At 38.1% G+C, this 20,788-nt stretch carries 16 protein-coding genes; 4 read left to right on the top strand and 12 right to left on the bottom strand.

The genetic code is table 11. The annotated features are described in order from the left end of the window. Window positions 1-71: 71 nt before the first annotated feature. The 9 genes from IGK72_RS01595 to fdrA all read right to left on the bottom strand — a co-directional run bounded on the left by IGK72_RS01595 (window position 72) and on the right by fdrA (window position 14,034). Window positions 72-2,366, bottom strand: coding sequence for a WxL domain-containing protein (locus IGK72_RS01595; RefSeq protein ID WP_023894887.1), 2,295 nt, complete (start codon window positions 2,364-2,366; stop codon window positions 72-74). Window positions 2,367-2,813: 447 nt separating this feature from the next. Continuing rightward, window positions 2,814-4,037, bottom strand: coding sequence for an amidohydrolase family protein (locus IGK72_RS01590; protein WP_002389547.1), 1,224 nt, complete (start codon window positions 4,035-4,037; stop codon window positions 2,814-2,816). Window positions 4,038-4,061: 24 nt separating this feature from the next. Then, window positions 4,062-5,483 carry a hypothetical protein gene (locus tag IGK72_RS01585; RefSeq protein ID WP_002385370.1) on the bottom strand — a complete coding sequence of 474 codons (1,422 nt, stop codon included), beginning with the start codon at window positions 5,481-5,483 and terminating at the stop codon, window positions 4,062-4,064. After that, window positions 5,483-6,544, bottom strand: a complete 1,062-nt coding sequence (gene allD, locus IGK72_RS01580) for an ureidoglycolate dehydrogenase (protein WP_010708964.1) — start codon at window positions 6,542-6,544, stop codon at window positions 5,483-5,485. The genes IGK72_RS01585 and allD overlap by 1 nt, the downstream gene beginning before the upstream one ends. Before the next feature lie 89 nt (window positions 6,545-6,633). After that, on the bottom strand, window positions 6,634-7,854 hold the full coding sequence (locus IGK72_RS01575; protein ID WP_023894886.1) for a dicarboxylate/amino acid:cation symporter: 1,221 nt from the start codon (window positions 7,852-7,854) through the stop codon (window positions 6,634-6,636). A gap of 6 nt (window positions 7,855-7,860) precedes the next feature. Then, window positions 7,861-8,799 carry a carbamate kinase gene (arcC, locus tag IGK72_RS01570; protein ID WP_002355252.1) on the bottom strand — a complete coding sequence of 313 codons (939 nt, stop codon included), beginning with the start codon at window positions 8,797-8,799 and terminating at the stop codon, window positions 7,861-7,863. 134 nt (window positions 8,800-8,933) lie between these two features. Then, on the bottom strand, window positions 8,934-10,187 hold the full coding sequence (locus IGK72_RS01565; protein ID WP_002355251.1) for an MFS transporter: 1,254 nt from the start codon (window positions 10,185-10,187) through the stop codon (window positions 8,934-8,936). Between the two features lie 9 nt (window positions 10,188-10,196). Next, window positions 10,197-11,030 carry a DUF2877 domain-containing protein gene (locus tag IGK72_RS01560; RefSeq protein ID WP_002355250.1) on the bottom strand — a complete coding sequence of 278 codons (834 nt, stop codon included), beginning with the start codon at window positions 11,028-11,030 and terminating at the stop codon, window positions 10,197-10,199. Continuing rightward, the gene (gene fdrA / locus IGK72_RS01555) at window positions 11,023-14,034 is read right to left on the bottom strand and encodes a DUF1116 domain-containing protein (protein ID WP_002355249.1); all 3,012 of its coding nucleotides are present in this window, start codon (window positions 14,032-14,034) and stop codon (window positions 11,023-11,025) included. The genes IGK72_RS01560 and fdrA overlap by 8 nt, the downstream gene beginning before the upstream one ends. Before the next feature lie 122 nt (window positions 14,035-14,156). Between fdrA and IGK72_RS01550 the strand changes: the two genes are divergently transcribed. From IGK72_RS01550 to IGK72_RS01535, 4 genes are all read left to right on the top strand, one after another. Next, window positions 14,157-15,749, top strand: a complete 1,593-nt coding sequence (locus IGK72_RS01550; protein WP_002355248.1) for a PucR family transcriptional regulator — start codon at window positions 14,157-14,159, stop codon at window positions 15,747-15,749. Continuing rightward, window positions 15,724-16,536, top strand: a complete 813-nt coding sequence (locus IGK72_RS01545; protein WP_070416041.1) for an alpha/beta hydrolase — start codon at window positions 15,724-15,726, stop codon at window positions 16,534-16,536. The genes IGK72_RS01550 and IGK72_RS01545 overlap by 26 nt, the downstream gene beginning before the upstream one ends. A gap of 100 nt (window positions 16,537-16,636) precedes the next feature. Beyond that, the gene (locus tag IGK72_RS01540) at window positions 16,637-16,876 is read left to right on the top strand and encodes an AbrB/MazE/SpoVT family DNA-binding domain-containing protein (RefSeq protein ID WP_002358371.1); all 240 of its coding nucleotides are present in this window, start codon (window positions 16,637-16,639) and stop codon (window positions 16,874-16,876) included. Then, window positions 16,873-17,292 carry a type II toxin-antitoxin system death-on-curing family toxin gene (locus IGK72_RS01535; protein ID WP_002355245.1) on the top strand — a complete coding sequence of 140 codons (420 nt, stop codon included), beginning with the start codon at window positions 16,873-16,875 and terminating at the stop codon, window positions 17,290-17,292. The genes IGK72_RS01540 and IGK72_RS01535 overlap by 4 nt, the downstream gene beginning before the upstream one ends. Before the next feature lie 109 nt (window positions 17,293-17,401). Here IGK72_RS01535 and IGK72_RS01530 read toward each other — a convergent pair whose 3' ends face one another. The 3 genes from IGK72_RS01530 to IGK72_RS01520 form a co-directional block, all read right to left on the bottom strand. Then, window positions 17,402-18,613, bottom strand: coding sequence for an amidohydrolase family protein (locus IGK72_RS01530; RefSeq protein WP_002410452.1), 1,212 nt, complete (start codon window positions 18,611-18,613; stop codon window positions 17,402-17,404). Window positions 18,614-18,664: 51 nt separating this feature from the next. Next, a complete protein-coding gene (locus IGK72_RS01525) occupies window positions 18,665-19,468 on the bottom strand; it encodes an ankyrin repeat domain-containing protein (protein ID WP_002373191.1) in 804 nt (267 codons plus the stop codon). Window positions 19,469-19,641: 173 nt separating this feature from the next. Beyond that, window positions 19,642-20,685, bottom strand: a complete 1,044-nt coding sequence (locus tag IGK72_RS01520) for a DUF4822 domain-containing protein (RefSeq protein WP_070416042.1) — start codon at window positions 20,683-20,685, stop codon at window positions 19,642-19,644. Between the last annotated feature and the right edge of the window lie 103 nt (window positions 20,686-20,788).

Raw genomic sequence — 20,788 nt, 5'->3', positions numbered from 1 at the left:
TTCGTTGAGCCGCCTTTTATTATTTCTATGCAATGTTTTTGATCAAACTATTCAACTTATTTTTTATGGACTTATGGGCCTGTCACTAAATTCCAAGTCACCATTGCTTGATAAGCTTGATCTTTTCTACCTTGATTTGCTGGAATTTCTAATTTGATTTGATCAAAAGAAAAATCAAATTGATAAACATCACTTTCGTCAAACTGACCATTGGCAACAATATGGCTAGCTACACCGTTGGCAACTAATTGAATAGCGGTTGTTTTGCCAAGAGCAACTTTAGTTTCCGTTGGTTGATTGTACTGAATAAAACCTGAAACATTGGTTGTTCCTAACAATAACTTTGTCATTGATGATAGTTGATCCACTCTTCCTTCAAAGGGGGATAGTTCTGCAGTTAGTGCCCAATTGGGTTGTGATTTTTTCAAACGTAAATATGGATTTTCCTGACCATTTTCATAATAATCTGCTGCCTGCTTTAAACCATGTTGCTGCGTGTTGCTAGAAATGGCGACTTTGCCAAAATCAAAAGTTGGTGTGCTGATAAAACCTTCCTCATCTGGTGCCACAATTTCTTGATTTTTAGGTTGGATTCTGACAGTATCAGCTGCGTGAACAGCAGAAAAATTTCCATTCATTTCAACAGCCGCTTGTAACACTTGATCTGGTTCACCTGTAGCAATTGTTGTCATCATAATAGTTGCTGTCTGACCAATAGGCACTTCCGTATTTAAAGCAATGCCAACTCGCCAATTTTCATCAGTAATAGGAACAATTTTGTTTGGTTCAGATCCAACACGAATCGTGACTTGGATTGGCCGAGCTAGACCTGGTGACCAACCACTTGCTGGCTTTAAGTTTATTTTTTTTAACGGTACTTCTCCCACATTTGTAAGCATAATCTGCCAAATTTGTATATAACCACTTGGCATGACTTTGACTAGTCCTTCTATTTGCATTTCAGCTTTTGCAGTTATTTCCTTATACACTGCTGTAATAGCGTTCATTTCATTAAAAACAGGGGAGTTTATGGGTCGCTTCGTTTTTTCTAAGCTCTCTTGTTTTGTTTTATCTTGATACCAACCTTGATATAAATAAGTTTTACCGTTAACGCTGTATTGTTGTGGCAGTTTTTTTCCAGCTAAATAGCGAAAGCCATCCGTAGTTATTGGTTGTTGGTGATCCTGAATAAAATCAGATGGTGGTGCAATTTCAACACCATTGACATCCTCAAATGTATAATTTTTTTGAGGTATCTCCTTATAGACAACAGTTAAATCATCATTGTCGTCATAGGTAATATCATAACTGGGCGTTACGCTTTTTTCTAAATTTTCAGGTTTCGTTTTCCCTTTATACCATCCTTGAAATTGATACGTTTTTGAGTCAATTTCATAGCTACTTGGCAAAAGATCTTTCTGTTTAAAGGTGTAAGGGTCACGCTCAATAAGTGTTTGCTTTCCTTGTCTAAACCCCGGTGGTGGAGGGATTGGTTTCCCTTGAGTATCCACAAAATGTTCTGTCACTTTGCGATTGGTAACATGATAATAAACCGGCCCTGAAAATTTAAAGTAATTCAATAGCCCAGATTGATTCGATGAATCAACCTTCACTTGGTTGTACAAAGGAACGATTAGTTTTTGGCTCTCGCTAATGTTAAACGTTACTCCTGTTTTCTGACTATATTGTTGTGCAGACATTTTTTCCAATTCAAATTGCGAAATTGTTGTTGGATATTGGTTTCCTGATGCGTCGGAAATAGTTGGCAGCGGATAATCGGGATCAATTTCCCCTTTCTTATTGTATAAGCTTAAAGAAGTATAATATCTTGGTAAAAAAAATGTTTGATTACTCGCTGCAAGCACCGTTGACATGTCGGAATAGACGGCTACTTTCTCACTTGGAATTACCACTTCTTTTAAATTAGCCACTGTAGATGCTGTCACTGGTTGACTTTCACCTTCCCACACATTTATGCCATTTGGGGAATTGCCTTGCCAACTATGATACTGTAGAAGGATCTCATTGGCGTTTACTGGCTGCCCCTCTTCATTAATAAATCCATAACGATAAGTTAGGTTAGGCGTCTCAATTCTTTCTCTAATCGTTTGACTTGTAACATTAGCCTCATTATCGATTAACTCACTTTTTGGCAATGCTAGTGGTTCTTCATCATGTAGTTTATCCTTTGTCTGTGGTTGTTCACTTTCGGCTTTTTCTGCTGTTAATGAATGATTGGTTCCTTCTCTTACTTGTTTTGTACTTGGTAATGTTTCTGCAAAAACAGTTGTCTGTATTAGTATGGGGAATACTAATATATGGCAGATGCCCGTTACTATCAATTCTTTCCATTTACTTCGCTTCATATTGTCCCTTCTTTCTAAAGAACAATCCAACAATTCTTAGTTAACTAAACATTAAGACACTAAACTTAGCAGAATGATCACTTACCATTTTCAGCAACAGTCTTGTCTTGTGGTATCGGTTTCATTTTTCTTTATACTTTGGATCATTCACTTGTTTCAGCGCTATTCGTCCAATACTTCTTTTTACTAACCAGTTATAACTAGTTTAGCAAAAAAGAATAATTTCTGAAACTCCGAATTTTAAACAGATAGGAGCATTTCCTGAAGATTCTATATATATCAAGGAAAATCGACCAAAAATAAACTGAAAATAAACTTTTCAATAGAGAATCATAGCTAAAACAGGATAAATTAATCATATTTTCACCTTCCTAGCTTTACCTTTATCAAAAAAAGCTCAAAATGTTAGTTTTGACAACTAACATTTTGAGCTTTTTGTTTTTTTTCTTAACGAATGATTTCGACTTTTTTGTCTGTCTTGACTGTAACACGGCCGTTTTTAATAACATATAACCGTTCTGGAATATCAATAATCGCATGTTCAACCACTTTTGTGTCTAATAAGACTAAATCTGCTTTATTCCCAACTGCGACACCGTATCCTTCTAGTCCCATCGCACGAGCAGGACTTGTTGTTACCATTGGTAGCACTGTTTTTAAGTCATCCGCTCCACCTAGGTGCCCAACAGGAATGGCTAACATCGCTGTTTGAACAATATCCCCTGTGCCATATGGTGTAAAAGCATTGCGAATATTATTTGTAGCAATACAGACATTCACGCCACCATCGCGTAATTTACGAATTGGCGTTACCGCACGTCGAACATTGTACTGATCACCACGAGCCCCTAAATGTAAATCCGTTGCTGGTAAAGCCATCACGCTAATATTTGCTTCCGCCATTTTTGCAATAATAGGCGCCAATTCTGCTTCAGGTAAGGCATGCAATGCCGTTAAGTGGCCCACTGAAACACGGCCTTGGTAGCCTTCAGCGATGGTTTTTTCACATAAATATTCAATACTCATATCATCAGCTTCATCGGCAAAATCTTGGTGTAAATCTACATCTTTATCATATTTTTTAGCAATTTCAAACACTAAATCAATATGTTCTTTCGCTGGTGCATCATTATAAGGAATACCGCCGACAACGTCTGCGCCCATATCCATTGCTTCATACATCATTTGTTCTGTTCCAGGGGCTTTAAAAATTCCTTCTTGCGGAAACGCAACTACTTGCATGTCAATTAACTCTTTGTATTCTTCTTTCAAACGCATAATTGTTTTGAAGCCAGTAAAACCTTGCGCTGGGTCAAATTCTGCATGCGTTCTTAACGCCGTGGTCCCATGAACAATTAACATTTCTAAAGCACGTTTGGCACGGTCGTAAATGTCTTCTTCGGTAAATGTTGGTTTTAATTCTGCGGTTACTTCAATTGCTTCTTTCAACGTACCTGATTTATTTGGTTTACGATCAGCGATTAATGCCTTGTCCAAATGTAAATGGCTTTCTACAAAACCTGGGATTAAAACACGACCATCTGCTTCGATGACTTCTTTGGCATCGCCAGTAATAACTGGGGCGATTTCAATGATTTTACCTTCTTTAATAGCTACATCTTGTAATGCTTCACCGTCTTGAAGACGAACTTGTTTAATTAATAAATCCATGTTTTCCACTCCCTAAATTGTTTTTTATCCAAAGATTAAACCGATAACTAATAATAGTACAGAGGCAATACTTAACCATTTCACGTTTCCTTTAACAACATCCAAAATTGGAATTTGGAAGCCTGAAGATAAAGCTTGCATAGTAATATTAACGAAACTCATTTGACTACCTAAACCAACACCCATTGCTACAAAACCTAATGCTAACGGCGGGAAGTTCAACGATACAGCAACTGGTAGCACTAAAGTTAAAACAGAACCTACGTAGGCCCCAGCTGGAATCCCAATTAAAATCCCTGTTAAAATGGCAACTGGCACGACAATAAAGGCTGGTGCATTTTCAGCAACACCTGCGATTACAGCAAACGTTCCTGTTTGTGCAATAACATTAATAAAGGCTAAGAAAATCCCTACTTGGAATAAACGAGTCAAAATATATGTAGACCCATCTACCATCGCTTCGACAGATTTGTTCATTGAGAAATCTGTACATAAGAAAATTAAAACTAATGTTAAAATCATGTATACAAGTGGCGTAAAGAAGGCAAAACCAATTAAATCATTCACAATTGGTCCAAAAATTACAGCAAACAATAAGAAAATGGCTGGCAAGGTAATTTTAAATAATTCACCATTGCTCTTTTTATCAAATTCATCATCTGCCGACTCTTTAAAGCCAACATTTCTATGTTTCGTTCCCCAAAAGGCTAAAACAATCGCTAATGCTACGAAGAATAACCAGTAAGGTCGCATGGTTGAAACATATGAACCGACACTGATATCGCCTAATTTTGAAACAATACTTGATTCTAATGAAGCGGGTGATGTTGTAAATGATACCGCAGCAGCTAAAGACATTGCTGCAATTAATTCAGGAACAACCCCAACTGCAGCAAAGGCCAATGGTGCAATAACCATCGCACTTCCGCCACCAATTCCTGACATATATGTGGCTGCGGCTAATAAGATAACAATAAAAGCTGAAACATACTCGACTTTTCCTTTTGTGCCTCGTTTGGCTAAAGTTAATGCAGCTGAATAACTACCTGCTTTAAAGACTGCCATCGCAACAGCTGAATTAATGATGGGAACGGTAATTCCTAACATCATTGGGATAGCTTCCAACATCTGTTTATTCGCTTCTTCTAGTCCAATGCCACCAATCAGCATCGCTAAGACGCCACCAATTAAACCAGCGATAATCATATCGACTTTCATAAACAATAGAACCAAAACAACAATCAATGGAATAATCACAACTAATGCCATGATTCCTGTCGGGGCAACTACATCCCCAATCTCATCAGCAAAGGCCGCAACTGGCACAAAAATACTAACTAAGAATGCAAAAATAAGTGCTACTTTTGACGATTTTTTCATTTTACTTTCCTCCAATAGAAAGAAGGCGAGAGCAACGCAGTAGCGAATACTCTCTGCGCTCCTCATTATTTGGCAAAGGCACCTTGCCCGCCATATTTATCGTAATGTACAATCTCACTAACTAAATAATCATAAATACTTTGTGGAATTTCAATGCCTTCTGACATGGCTTTTTGATAGTTTAGCTGACCAATTTCTCCTGGATAGTAAACTTGTTGAAACCCTTCTGCTGTAGGCACACTATGAAGTTCTTCCACCATTTGATTAATATTTTCTTTAAATCGTTCAGAATCTGTAAAGCGGCTTGGATCAATGACTAAAAACATCTGACCCAGATTCCGTTTCTCCGTTAAATCCGCATACATGGAGCTGACATGTTTGCCAAAAGGTAAGCCTAACAACGAACCAGCTAAGACATCGACCATCATCATTAGTCCATATCCTTTTGGTCCTGAAATCGGCAATAAACCTCGTACTTCATAAGGATCAGTCGTTGGCTGGCCTTTTTCGTCTACTGCCCATGTGTCGGGAATTTCAACATCTCTTGAACGTGCATCTAAAATTTTCCCCCAAGCCTGTACTGTCGTAGCCATATCAAACACGACTGGTTCATGACCTGCTCTAGGTGCTGCAAAAGCGATTGGATTTGTTCCAAAATAATTGCTTGTACCACCAAACGGTACCACCATTGGATCAGATTGACACATCGAAAGAGCAACCATGCCTTGTTCCGCTGCTTTTTTAACATAATACGATAACGTCCCGCTATGACTCGTTTGAGAAACGCCAACATATGCTAACCCTGAATCTTTGGCTAGGTCAACTGCAGCAGCTAATGCTTCGTTACAAACAAATTGACCCACGCCATTATCGCCATGAAAAATGGCAGTGGACGGTCCAGTTTTTTCAAATGATAATTCGGGGTCAATCGTGATCCCGCCTTTTGCAATCCGTTCCGCATAATAATCCATACGAACCGCCCCGTGTGAATGAATACCGCTAGCATCTGCAAAAGTTAAATGTCGAGCAACTTCTTCGGCATGTTCAGAATGTAAACCAGCAGCTTCTAATTTTTGTTTCATCAGCTTTTCTAATTTTTCCGGTGTAACGACAACCATTTCTTCCATTGCGCTTGCTCCTTTATCATTAATCTTAAAAAAGGGAAAGAAAACAAGTGATTTTCTTCTTCGTCCTTGCATTTCCTCCCCTTTTTTCACTACTTATTGCTACTGTTAAAGACAGTATAGTCAATTTCATCCACTGATTTTGCAACTAGAATAGCAGAGTAAACATCTGAATTGACATTTAAAATTGTTCGTAACATGCCAACAAACCATTCGACGCCTGCAAAAATTGCAATACTCTCAATGGGTAAACCCATTTGCGGAACAATCACTGCCAGTGAGACTAAGCCCGCACCGGGAACAACTGCGTTTGCTAGTGAGACAAACGTTGCTGTAATTGCTAAGTAAATCATTTTCGTAATATCAAAATCTAGCTGATACATCTGAGCGATAGTCATTACAGTAAAAGCCATATGCATCGCTGAACCGTTACTGTTTAATGACATACCTAACGGCAACACTAAGTTAGTAATTCGCTTACTTAAACCTAATTTTGTTTCTGTTTCTTCCAAAGCTACTGGTAAAGTAATTGCTGAAGAAGTTGTCGCCAAGGCCATCACAGACATATTTTTCATGTTTGTAATTAAACGTAGTGGACTTACTTTACAGTACAATGTGATAACCAAAATCCAGATGCCCAAAAATAAAATAGTGCCTAATCCATAGACCAATAGATACTTCACTAACGGTAAAATAATTTGAAGGCCTAAGTGACTAATTGTTGAAGCAATTAAAGCAAAAATCCCCAGAGGTGCTAGATACATGACGTATCGAATGACTGTAATGATAACTTCATTAAAGTCCACAATTATTTGGAAGAGTTGCGTCTCTGGATGGCTTTGTAAGTATTTATTCAGTGCTAAACCAAAAAATAATGCAAAGACAATAATTTGAATAATCGATCCTTGAGTCAGTGAATCAAAAATATTTTTCGGAACGAAATTTAAAATCGTATCAGTGATTGAGATTTCTTGCGCTTTAATAGAAGCATCTTGGAAGCCAGTCATTTTAACACCGTATCCTGGATTAAAAATGACTGCCATTAGGACGCCCCATAAAGCGGCAGCTAAGGAGGAAATCCCGAAAATAGCGATTGTTCTACCCCCAAGGCTCGTTAATTCTTTTGGATTAATACTGCCAACTGCTTGGACAATTTGCCCTAAGATCAAGATAGGAATAGCCATTTGCATCAGTCGCAAAAAGACATCTCCAACTATTTTCAAGTAATTGCCGCTAGCAGGAATCAAGAGTCCTACGAGGATTCCTACGACAACAGCAATTGCAATTTGGGTGATCATGGACGGTTTTTTCATGGTAAACTACCCCTTTTGACTGATCACAGTTCCTGCTTCTTTATCGATGTTTTCTAAGTTTTCGATAGAAGTAATGATTGCTTTCCGTTTGTCATCACCTTTTACGAAGTCTAAGGCAGCTTCGATTTTTGGTAGCATACTACCAGCAGCAAAGTGACCTTCTTTAATGTATTCTTCTGCTTCGGCTACACTGATTTGTTCTAATGCTTTTTGATCTGGTTGATTGTAATTAATGTAGATGTTATCAACGCCTGTCAAAATAATCAAACGGTCTGCATCAACGTTTTCAGCTAAAACACGTGCAGAGAAATCTTTGTCGTTAACCGCTTCCACGCCTACGTATTGTCCGTCTTCTGCTACGACCGGAATGCCCCCGCCACCAGAACAGATAGTTAAAACGTCCGCCTCTACTAAAGCACGAACCGCCTCTTTTTCAACAATTTCTTTAGGCATTGGTGATGGAACAACTTTTCGGTAGCCACGGCCAGCATCTTCCACATACGTAGAGCCATCTTTGGCTGCTTCCGCGTCAGCTTCTTCTTTTGTATAGAATGGACCAATTGGTTTGGATGGTTTTTTAAACGAAGGATCTTCTTTGTCCACACGTACTTGCGTAACTACAGAGATAACTGGTTTAGCAATGTTACGTTTTTCAAACTCATTAGTTAAAGCATTTTGTAACCAGTAACCGATGCTTCCTTGTGTCATCGCAACACAAGTATCCAATTTCAACGCTGGATTTTTTTCACTTTCGCCTGCTTTTTGTTGTAAAAGCAAATTCCCTACTTGTGGTCCGTTTCCGTGACAGACAATGACTTGTTCCCCTTTAGCAACAAATTCTGCAATATATTTGGCCGCGTGATTAACGACGGCTTTTTGGCCTTCATCTGTTGGATCCGTATCTAAAATAGCATTCCCACCTAGGGCAATTACGTTTAAACTCATTGATTGATTCGCTCCTTTTTAATAAAGCAAAGACAAAATCTTTTCAGTATCGACGGATAAGAAATAATTTGTTTACGAAATGAAAGATTTTGTCTTGCTCATTTTGATTGTTTCAGTCATTATCGAAGGGATAATTAACCTAATTTCGGTTTACTCTCATCTTTAGCTAAGAAAGCAAAAGCTAGTAAACCAATAACTAATAGTACACAAGAAAGATAGAAGCCAACTTGCATTGAGCCTGCTGTATCTGCTAAATATCCTGTGACATACGGTGCTAGGATTGACCCTGACATCCCGATAAAATTATAGGCACTTAACGTTGTTCCTAAGGCCGCTTTTGGTGCATGTTTGGTAACAAAAGTCACCATAATTGGATCTAACGCTAATTTCCCTGTTAACCCATAAAGAATTAAAACAGAAATTAACAATGTCCGATTTGTTACAAAAGCAATCGCAAAGACAGATAGGATTGCTAAAGGTACTAATGTAAAGACTAATTTTTTCGTCGCACCTGTTTTATCATTCAAACGAGCGAAGATTAAGGCGCCTGGAATAGAGGCCCATGGTACAAGTGATGAAATGAAACCAACGCTCGCTCCTGTAAAGCCACGTTCAGCAATTAAAAATTGTGGCAACCAAGTAATAATGACAAAGTTTGCATAAATACTTGTGAAACATAAAATAAATGCGGCTAATAAATTACGATTTGAGAAAATTTCTTTTAATGAGATCTTTTCTTGTGGTCCTTCTTCAGCAGCTGCTCGTGCAGCTTCTTCACCAGGACGAATCACTTTTTCTTTCAAAATTGTATAGAAAAGAATTCCTACGATAAACGTTGGAATCGCCATGATAAAGAATGGTTTGCTCCAATGTTCACCATTTTCTAAAACCAACTTACTTGAAAGTAGGTACCCACCTGATGTACCGAAGGCCATCCCACTATTGATGATGGCATTACCGATGGTCCGTTTACTTGCTGGAATCGCTTCTGTCGATAGCGCATATTGCGGGCCATAGTAAGCTCCTTGACCAATACCAGCAATTGCACGAATGACTAAAAACATAACAAAGGTTGTCGCTAATCCACTAAAATAAGTAGAAATAGCAAGAACGATAAACCCAACAGCAATGACTAATTTCCGCCCAATTTTATCGCCAATCATCCCAAAAGGAATCTGTGCAACAGCATAGGTTAGAAAGAAGATACTATTGGCTAAACCAAGTTGTGTGTTACTTAGACCAAATTGTTCTCCAATGACCCCCATCACTGGATTAAAAATAGTTCGTGTTGCGTACATTAAAATCCAGCCTACGAAGAAAATGGCTACGACTTTAATCCAGTAACTATTGCTCACTTGCACTGCTTGATTTTTTTTACTATTCTCCATGTCTTCTCCTCACTTCTCATCTAACTCTACAGATTGTAAAGCTAGTAACATTCCAAATGACATATCTTTACCAGAGGAATGTCCGATTTGTATAATTCTGTCAATATTTTCGTCAACTCTATTATCCCGATGGTTCTCCAAATCCAAGAGTAACTGATACAACAATGAATTTACATATCCTTTAGCCGAGCTTGCAATATAGCCTTTACTAACATCTGTTGTGGATAAATTTGCTGCCGAAAGAGTAGCGGCTAACGCCGCAGCTCTTTCATCAGCAAGTATGAACAGAATTGTTTGATACGCCACTAAAATGTCATCACCACTCGGGGTTAACCCTTTGCCCCGACCAATCAGATAATTCGTTACTTCTTGCCATTCCGATAGTGTCCAAACTTTTTGTTTTTGGCTCATTTTTTTGAAAATATGCTTCGCTCGTTCGTCTAAAGGCAGGCCAATTCTACGTTCTAAGTTTCTCGCTAATAAGCGGTCTCGCAACAAGCGTAATTGGTCTTTTTCTAACTTGAAATGAGTAATGTTTAAAGAAACGACCTCGGCAGGTGTGAGTTGGATCGTTTTCACGCCGACTGTACTGTAAAAGGTCAACTGATTTTCTGTGATTTTGACTTTATTACCTTGTTGTACATACGGAAAGATTTCTTGAAACAATTGATCTGGCAAAAACATACCAAAGCTTGATAAATAATTATGGAAGTTTGCAACATTGATTAATTGATCCTGGACTTTCAGATTAAATGAACGTTCAAAAACACTGTGAATGGTTCCCATCTTGCCATATTGGTGGATAGGAAAAATGTAGTCACTAATGACTAGTTGGTTATTCAACCGTAATTCCTAGTTTCTCAGCATACGCTTCTAGGGCTTTTTCAAAACAGCCTAGAGGTGCTCTAACTGTCCCTGCACCAATTTGACCAACACCGGCATTTTTGTGTGCAATCCCTGTATTGATGATTGGTGTAATTCCTAATTCCACCACTTTACGGATATCAATTCCTAAACAAGTTCCTTGGAAATCCCAAGTTGGAATTGAGAATGTTGGGTTGTGTCCTTCACAGATTTTTGCCATTTCATTTGAGGTTGCTAACGCATCTTCAAAGCCACCTGCACCAACAAACCGTGTTACGCCAGGTGCAGCTACCATAGCCATTGCTCCAACGCCTACTGTTTCAGTAATTGCACTATCCCCGACATCAGGATTTCCGTCTTCTTCGCTGAAACCAGTGAAGTAAAGACCTTTTGGTGTATTTACTGGTGCGGTATGCCATTGATCGCCTGTTTCTGCAATCCGGACCCCAAAGTTCACGCCGTTACGAGTCATCGTTGTGACAATCGTTCCGTTGGTATCTTTACGGGCACCATCAACAATTGCTTTTCCAGTTGCCATCATGACATTTAAGAAGAATTGATCTGTGTCAGCTAAGAATTTGATTACTTCGTATTTTTGATCTTCTGGAATATCTGTTTTGATAATTAATGGAGACAATTCTTTTAAGAAGTTCAATGATGCGGCAATATTTCTTTGGTGGAACTCGTCACCCATTGTAATAGAGCGCGCAATCAATACGTTTAAGTTCAAGCCTTCTTCAGAAAGTTTCAAGGCTTTCGCAATAGTTGGTCCTAAAACATCTTTAATCCAATCTAAACGATCAACCACTTCTTGTGAATAAGCACCAAAACGCAATACTTTACCGATACCTTCATTCAAGATACAGTATGCTTCGTTACCTTCTAAGCGATTTTCTACAACAAAGACTGGCATATTACCAGAAGTAATACCGCCCATTGGTCCTACTGCTTTTACATGGTGACAAGGAATGAAACGTACTTCGCCAGCTTCAAAAATCTTCAAAGCATCTTCTTCATTGTCTGCCCAACGTTCGAATAATGCAGCTCCGATACAAGCACCTTTCATTGGTCCAGTCATTTCAGACCATTGGATTGGTGGTCCAGCATGAAGTAATGTTTTTTGTGCGTCATCATTTAATTCTGGAATCACTGATTTCGCAGGTACCACATCTACTAAGAATGGTTGTGCATTTTTAATTTTGTCTGTTACTTTGTGATTTTCAGCTTCGATTTGTTCACTGTAATCTTCCAAGGCATCCAAAATTTTAATCATTTTTTTATTGCCGTTAGCACGTGGACGCCAGTTAAATTGAACAGTTTCGCCACCGTAATCAACGATTGATTCTGTAAAGCTTTGCAACCCAACGTTAATAATTCTTGGTTTGGTTGTTAATAGTTCCATTACTTTTTCGCCTGGTTTTGGTACATCGACAGTTGGTCCGTTGTAAGCAACCACTTCTTTATCGTCTTCTGAAATTTCGATTCCTTTTAGTAATAAAGCTAATTGAACAGCTTTAGCATTGCTTTCTGCAACTAAAACGCCGCCTTCTTTCAAACGATCAACCGACGATTGGTAATTTTGCGGATCTTTCGTCGTCCCACAAACAGTTGCAACAAAGTAAAGATCACGTCCTGCTTCTTTGGCTGTGGCACGCGCTTCTTCAATTGCTGGTAACAATGCACCAACCATGTCTTCATGAGCACCATAGCCTAACACCACATCGAATAAGATAATCCCCGTTTTTTCATCTTGTGCGTATTCACGAATTTTTTCGATACGAACATCTGGGTCAATCATTGGGTGCGGACGACCTTGTGTATACATATCATCGCCTAAGTCAATGACTTCATAACCGTGAGATTTCAAGACATAACCTTCTGCTTTCACTAAACCGCCAAGATCTAAAGCTTCTGAAATTAACATACCTGCTTCAGAAGCTAATGTACCACCTGAATATAAGCCTTTTACAACTTTATCTTCTGGTAATGTTGGTACAGCTGGTTTTGCTAATGCTTCAAAGTAATTTTTCTTCACGGCCACATCATTTGCTAAATCAACAGCAATTTTAGCTGTTTCTTCTAATGTATGAGCTAGATAAACTTTGCCTTCGTGACTTGTTGGTTTTTCTCCTAAGAAAATCGCAACGACTGGTTTTGAAATACTTTGTAATAATTCAACCACTTCATCACGAACTTCTTTTGCAGGTGGTTTAGAGATGACTGTAATCACATCGGTTGGTTCGTGATTTTCTAAGGCCACAATAGCATCTTTCACAGTGATAGCGCCTACTTTGTCGCTTAAGTCACGACCACCAGTACCAATGGCGTGAACAACTCCGCCACCTAAGCGGTCAATAATCGTTGTAACTTCTTGAATCCCTGTTCCTGAAGCACCAACAACGCCAATGTTTCCTGGAGAAACAACATTTGTAAAGGCGATTGGAATACTTGAGATAATACCAGTTCCACAGTCAGGCCCCATCATTAGTAAGCCTTTTTCATGCGCTAATTTTTTCAAACGTACTTCATCTTCAATTGACACATTATCCGTGAAAGAGAACACGTGTAAATCATTTTTTAAGGCACGTTCCATTTCTGGCGCACCATATTCACCAGGAATACTGAATAGCGCTACATTCGCCTCTGGTAAAAGATCAAACGCTTCTGACCAAGAAGTCGCTGCTTGTGCTTCTTCACTAGTTCCCTTTGCTGATAAATCATCTAAGAATTCATCAATCGCTGGCATAACTTCTTCCATGATGTTTTCTTTTTCACTGTCAACCACAATCATCATGTCGTTTGCAGATGCACTATTGGCCTCATCCGTTAACAAGTTCGTGTTGTTAAGGATGTCTTTGTTGGCATCTGTTCCCATCATGATTTGACTCATGGTTACACCATCTAATGCATTGATTTTATTGGTCAATAACATTAAGTTGATGGAGTCTTGGTAATTGTTTTTCAAAATTACTGTGTGTAACATTGTTCATCCTCCTATCTATTCCTTACAATGCTATTGTATCGAAACGAGAAAGTGTTTTCATCGGACATAATTCTAAAAAAATGGTATAATTTTTATCCATAAGAGGAAAAAAGGAGAAAACGATGAAATTAAGAGAGTTATTATCGATAGGTGACTTAAAAAAAGGTAAAATTTTGACGAAAGAGATTGGTTTAGACAATGAAGTTGACTCGGCAATGGTCTTAGAAGCGATTGATATCGAGAACTGGAGTAGAAAGAATCAGTTAATTTTGACTTCTTTCTACGCATTGCATGATTTACCAGAAAAAGAGTTGGAAAATTTTTTCGTAAAGATGCGCCGAATTGGCATCAGCGGCTTAATTTTGAAAACAGATCGATTCATTAAAATGATTCCAGAGTGGTTTATCGAATTATGTTTCAATTATGAAATTCCTTTAATTAAAATCACACAAGACATTAGCTATGAAAAAATTCTGTTTACGATTTACGAGCCTTTGTTGAATTATCAGTCGCATGTCTTACGTACGTATTACGATGTGCGCCAACGTTTCACCAAATTAGAGCGTCACTACCCAACGGTTGAGACGATTATGCAAGAATTTTATGACATCATTAAATTACCCTTCGCTTTAAAAATGTTGGATAAACATCTGGAAATTAGCGATGGCGACTTACCCCATGATGCGATTGTGCTCTCAAGAGAAAAACTAAAAAACAGTGAGTTCACTAAAAATGATTACTCTCTTTTAACACTTTATTCTCATGCCAACCCCAAAAAACAGTTGGCACTAGAAGTTTCTATTTTCAATAGTTATTCCACTAATTGTTTACTTCTGGTTTATTTACAAGATGAAAAGGTTAAAGAAACGGATTTAGTGATTATCGAAAATGCGATTGATGTCTTACAAGAAAAATTCAATACCGAAAATTTGTTAAAAAAAGAACGGTATACTCGTTTGAACAACTTAGCAGATGCTATTTTACAAAATACACCGCAAAATCCTGACGAGCTAAACAGTTTGCTTCGTGAAGTGCAAATGCAAGAGCTAGATTCTTACCAAGCGATTGCTTTTTCTACCAAAGACACCAATACACAACTCATGAAAGAACGAATTATTGCCTTACTTCGTACCCTGCGTGTGAAATCCATCTTCTTTGATCAGCTAAATTATTCGGCGGTCCTTTTTAACTTCAATGAAAGTGATGGAAAAATTACAAAGCTGCAATTAAGTCGTTTATTAGCTGAACTTTTAGAAGAAAACGACACGCTTACCGTTGCCGTCAGCAGTTTAAAATCACGAGAAGGGATTAAAGAGCTACTGATTGAATGTCTGGACATTCTGCGCTTTAATGAAACTTTTTATAACGGACCAATTGTCACCTTAGCCGATATTGGGGTATTTAAAAATTTTATCCGCGAAGACCAATTGGAAAATTTAGACGAATTAATTCCTCGCGCACTTTATCAATTAGCCGAAAACAACTACGATTTATTTGAAACTTTGTACAGTTTTTTCCAAAATAACCGCAACTATAAACAGACCTCTGAAGCGATGTTCCTCCATTCAAAAACGATTCGTTATCGTTTAAACAAAGTGGAACAACTTCTTGATATTGACTTAGCCAATCCCTTGCAATTGTTAAATTATGAAATTGCCACATACATTATAAAGATGAGGAGACGTGCACTTGAAAAACAATCAAACACTCGCTAATGGCGCAACAGTTACTATCTACCCCACTACGACTGAACCAACGAACTATGTCGTCTATTTACACGGTGGCGGGATGATTTATGGAACCAAAAGTGATTTACCAGAAGAACTGAAGGAGCTGTTTACAAGCAATGGCTATACCGTTTTAGCACTGGACTATTTGTTGGCTCCAAATACAAAAATCGATCACATCTTAGGGACGCTAACAGAAACCTTCCAATTGTTAAACGAAGAGATTATTCAAAACCAGTCCTTTGGTTTGTGCGGGCGTTCCGCTGGCGGTTATTTAATGTTACAGTTAACCAAACAATTACAAACACTAAATTTGACGCCACAATTTTTAGTCAATTTTTACGGCTATACAGATTTAGAATTTATTAAAGAGCCACGAAAATTATTAAAGCAAGCCATTTCCGCTAAAGAAATAGCTGCTATCGACCAAACGAAGCCTGTTTGGGATGATCCTTTTCTTTCTCGCTATCTGCTGTATCATTACAGTATTCAGCAAGCGCTATTGCCGCACTTTTACGGATTACCAGAAAATGGGGACTGGTCTGCTTACGCACTGTCAGACGAAACATTAAAAACTTTTCCACCTTGTTTCAGTACAGCTAGCAGTTCAGACGAAGAAGTGCCGTTCCGCTATAGCAAAAAAATCGGACGGACCATTCCTGAGAGTACCTTTAAAGCGGTTTACTATTTAGAACATGATTTTTTAAAACAAACCAAAGATCCTTCGGTCATCGCTTTATTTGAGCAATTGGATAGCTGGCTGAAGGAACGATAAGCAATCAAGAAATTTTATTAAAGTATTAGACTTGTGATAGAAACTTTTTTATGATCCATGATATACTGTATATACAATGTATACGAAAGGTGGGTTACTAGTGGAAATCAAAGAAAGAAAACTTAGAAAAGTTGGGAATTCTGTTGTTATGACATTGTCAAAAGAGTTTCTAGAAAGCATTGGTGCGACTGCGACAGACACCGTTTATGTAGACGAAGAAAAATTAAAAGATATTATTGTTAAAAAAAATATGTCAGAACATCAAAAAAAATTACAACAAATGATGGAGAACTCAAAACAAAAACATAATGAGCTGTACAAAGAATTGGTTACTAAATGAAAAGTATTTATTATTTATCAGCGGATGATCTATTTCAAATGAATACTTTCTTGATCCAAACGTATTCTCCCGCAGAACAAATTGGCATCAAAGATCGTAATGCATTAGAAATGGCTAGCAACCAACCAGCACAATTCGTCTTTGACGTTGACCTGTACCCAACAATTGAAGAAAAAGCAGCTATTTTAATGATTAACATTGCAACAAAGCATTGTTTTTACAATGCAAATAAACGGACAGCTGTAATGGCAACCGACTTATTTTTACAATTAAACGGTTATGATTTCCAATTAGATACGCAAGAAGGCGTTGATTTATTGGTTTTTATTGCTACTTATAGATCAGATTTTGATCAGTTGAAAAACGATGTATCAAAAGTAATCAGAGCTAAATTAAATCATACTTCTTCTCACTAATTTCATCAATGAAATATAAGATGGATGTCGTTTTCAATTGTAAAATTAAGCGTCTAATCCAAATAAATTTAATAACAAAAAAAGAAGCGAGAAATCTCGCTTCTTTTTGTTATTTTTGATAAAGTGTGGTTCCTTTTACCACACTGATTTCCACCGGTGTCTGACGAGCGACAAAAGCCGCCGCACATTCTGCTTCAGTGAGTAAGTAAGTTGCTTCAGCACCAACTTGCGGCCAATTTGCTTGCCCTTGTTCGTCTAAAGTTGTGACACCATCTGTCACTAAGCCCAATAATTGGGTTAAAGCATCTTGATCTTTCACATTAAAAAGTTCACCTAAACGAGCCAATTTTTCTTGTAATGAACCATCACCATAGGGAGACCAGCAATCGTAGATATTGTCACAACCAAGATGGACATTGACTCCATGACGTAACAATTCCATAATTGGCGGAATCGTGTTAGGTGTGATTGGCACGCTGGAATTAATATGAATTTTTTCTGCTGCTAAAGCATCATAAACTTCGTCACGTTCTTCACCAATGAAATCATTTAACCCGAAGGCATGGCTGATAAATACTTTGTCTTGTAGGCCATATTCTTTCGTTAAACGGATAATTTCTTTAATCGTTGTTGTCCCAGCTTCGTGACGGTCATGTAAATGAATATCCACACCGACACCATGTTTATCTGCTAAGCGGAATGTTTCAGCCAATGATTTTTTGTAATCACCATCCAGTGAATAAGGATCCACGCCACCAATAAAATCGGCACCTTTTGCCAATGCTTGATCAACTAATTCAACGGAATCTGAACGTAGTAAGCCGTGCTGTGGAAAGACGACAATTTCTACCGCAAATGGTTTCGTTTGGGCCAACGCTTGGACTTCATCAAAATAACGTAAGTCTGTCATCGGTTCCACGTCGACATGTGTTCTGAAGGCTGTCGCGCCATGTGGTAATTCTAAGTCAATTAAATGGTTGGCGCGTTCAGTTAAAGAAAGTTCTAAACTATCTAAATAAGGGATTTCTGCTTCGACACGTTCCACAATTGACTTCGCTGGCGTCACCGGATACCACGGAACACCTAGTTTACTTTTATCAAAGTGACAATGTTTTTCAATCAAACCTGGTAAAATCAATTGATGGTGACCATCAATAATTGTCACCCCAGGTTCTTCTACCAATTCTTCATTGGGGATGATTTTCGTAAATACTCCATCTGTTACTTCAATTGCCACTTCTTTGGTTACTGTCCCAGATAACCAGTCACCTTCTTTTTGATACCCTGTTTCAATTCGAACATTTTTTAACCAATAATTCATGCTTTCCTTCACTCCTACCTGTATTTATTCCTTCCCGAAAGGACACAATACTTAGTTGTACTGTGCTAAAATTTTACTAATTTCCGTATAACCTTTTTGATTGGCATAGTCCATTGCTGTTCGACCAGAATTGTCTTTAATGGATTGATCCGCACCATTTTCCATTAACAATTTTACAATATCTTGGTAAAGTTGGTTCCCTTCACGTAACCCCACTGCCTCAATCAATGCTGTATAGCCAAAGTCATTTTGGAAATCTATGTCTTCTCGTCCATCTTCTAACAAGAGCTTCACATTGTCAATATGTCCTTTTTCAGCTGCCGGAATTAACGCATTGCCACCGTAACGGTTATGCTTATTTAAATCTGGGGTCGCATTTTTTAACATATACGCTAAAATCTCCGTACGTCCTTGCGCTCCCGCATAAAGATAGGGACTATCACTAATGCTATTTTGCAGATTAATATCGGCACCCCGATCAATCAACGCTTTTGCAATCTCAATGTCATTATTGTGAACAGCGATATTGAGCGGTGTGTTGCCTTCTGTGTCGACTTCATCCACTTGATAAGTAGTATCTTGTAAAATTTCCTTGACCTTCTTCGTATCTCGTTGATTGGCTGCTTCTAAAAGCGCACCCACTTCATAGGTCTTCATCGGTTCTTTCACTTCCTCTTTTGATGTTGTTTGAGCCACCGAACGGGTTGTACTGGTGCTTTCAGTTTTTGCACTACTTTGAGTAGTCACCGTTTGACTATTTTTTGACGCTGCGGAGGGTGTTTCTCCTCCTTGACACGCAGCAAGTAATGGAATGGTCACGACACTTAATAGCCCCATTAAAATTTTTTTGTTCATTGTGCTCAACTTCCTTTCCTCGAGAGAAATATGAGATTTTTCTCCAGTGGTTCTAATCTAACGAATCTTTTTTTATTTGTCGATTAAAACGCTTTCTCTGTTTTTCTATTTTAAAAAGAGAGAAACCAAAAGAAGTCGAAACTTTTTTTGGTTTCCATTCGTATGTTTTGTTCTTAAAAGGTAAATTCAGGATTAAAAGTTCCTTGGTATGGTTCATGTTCCACATAGACTTGGATATCGTTTCCTTCGTTATCTTTACCCATTCGTGTGTACGTAAAACGATTATCATTCAATTCTGTTAACTCTAAGACAGCGCCATAGCGATTGGTTCCAATGGAAACATGGGCACGGAATTTATTTTGATTTCCTACTTTAAAGTAGCCATAGTCGCCACGAGTTTCACCAGTTTGTAAATTGAAAAATTCATATTTGCTGCTATCTTGGTCAAATTTCGCTAAGCTGATAAAGTTTTGGTTGGCCGAAGTTACGTCATTGCCATCTTTATCCACTACTTTTGTGCCATTCCAAAGAAGTTGCGGTGTCCCATCAAAGGAAGTTTTACCAATAATTTCATCCCCTTGTCGATTTACATCAATCTGGCCTGTTTGTTCTGTCATGGCACGGCGTCCATTCGTGAATTCTAGTGTTCTGGGACGATTATTGGGGTATGGCTGCGGACGACCATAAACTGGTCCTGAGGTTGCTTTGTTTTCTACGAAAACTTCAATATCATTTCCGTTTTTATCTTTCCCCATCTGTCTATACGTAAAAGTATCTTGGTATAAAGTTCTAAGTGGGTATACACCTTGATAATTTTTGGTTTCAGAAATAATTACAAGACGGGAAACATCTGTAATACCAGCGGTCATAAATAAGGTTCCTTCATCTCCTGTTGATTCTCCAGTCTCTTTATCAAAAAATTCATAGAAACTAGTGGTTGCATCAAATTTGATTGCATGTAATAGGTTTTGATTTTCATCTGTTAAGTCATTCCCGTTTCGATCATAAACGCGTGTTCCAGCCCAATCTTTTTCTGATAATCCTTCATCTTGTCTAATACCAACTGAACGTAAATACTCAGGTAAATCCCCTAAATTATTGGGATTGTCTACGCTTTGAGGAACGTATGCTTCTGCCGTCAAAGCCCCTCCTGCTCCACCAACTAATAACGCACTTAAAGCCAACAACGTAATTGTACCAACGATTTTTTTCTTCATAAACGACTACTCCCTTTCCTTTTGATAATTTAAGGATAGCAAGTAGTTATTAACTCCACCTGTCCATAATATGAACAAATTATTAAATAATAATCATTATAAT

The sequence above is a fragment of the Enterococcus sp. DIV0183 genome, from assembly GCF_050541505.1.
Classification (GTDB): Bacteria; Bacillota; Bacilli; order Lactobacillales; family Enterococcaceae; genus Enterococcus; species Enterococcus faecalis.
Note: the sequence above shows the minus strand (reverse complement) of the source record. Positions and strands in the feature narration are given on the sequence as shown.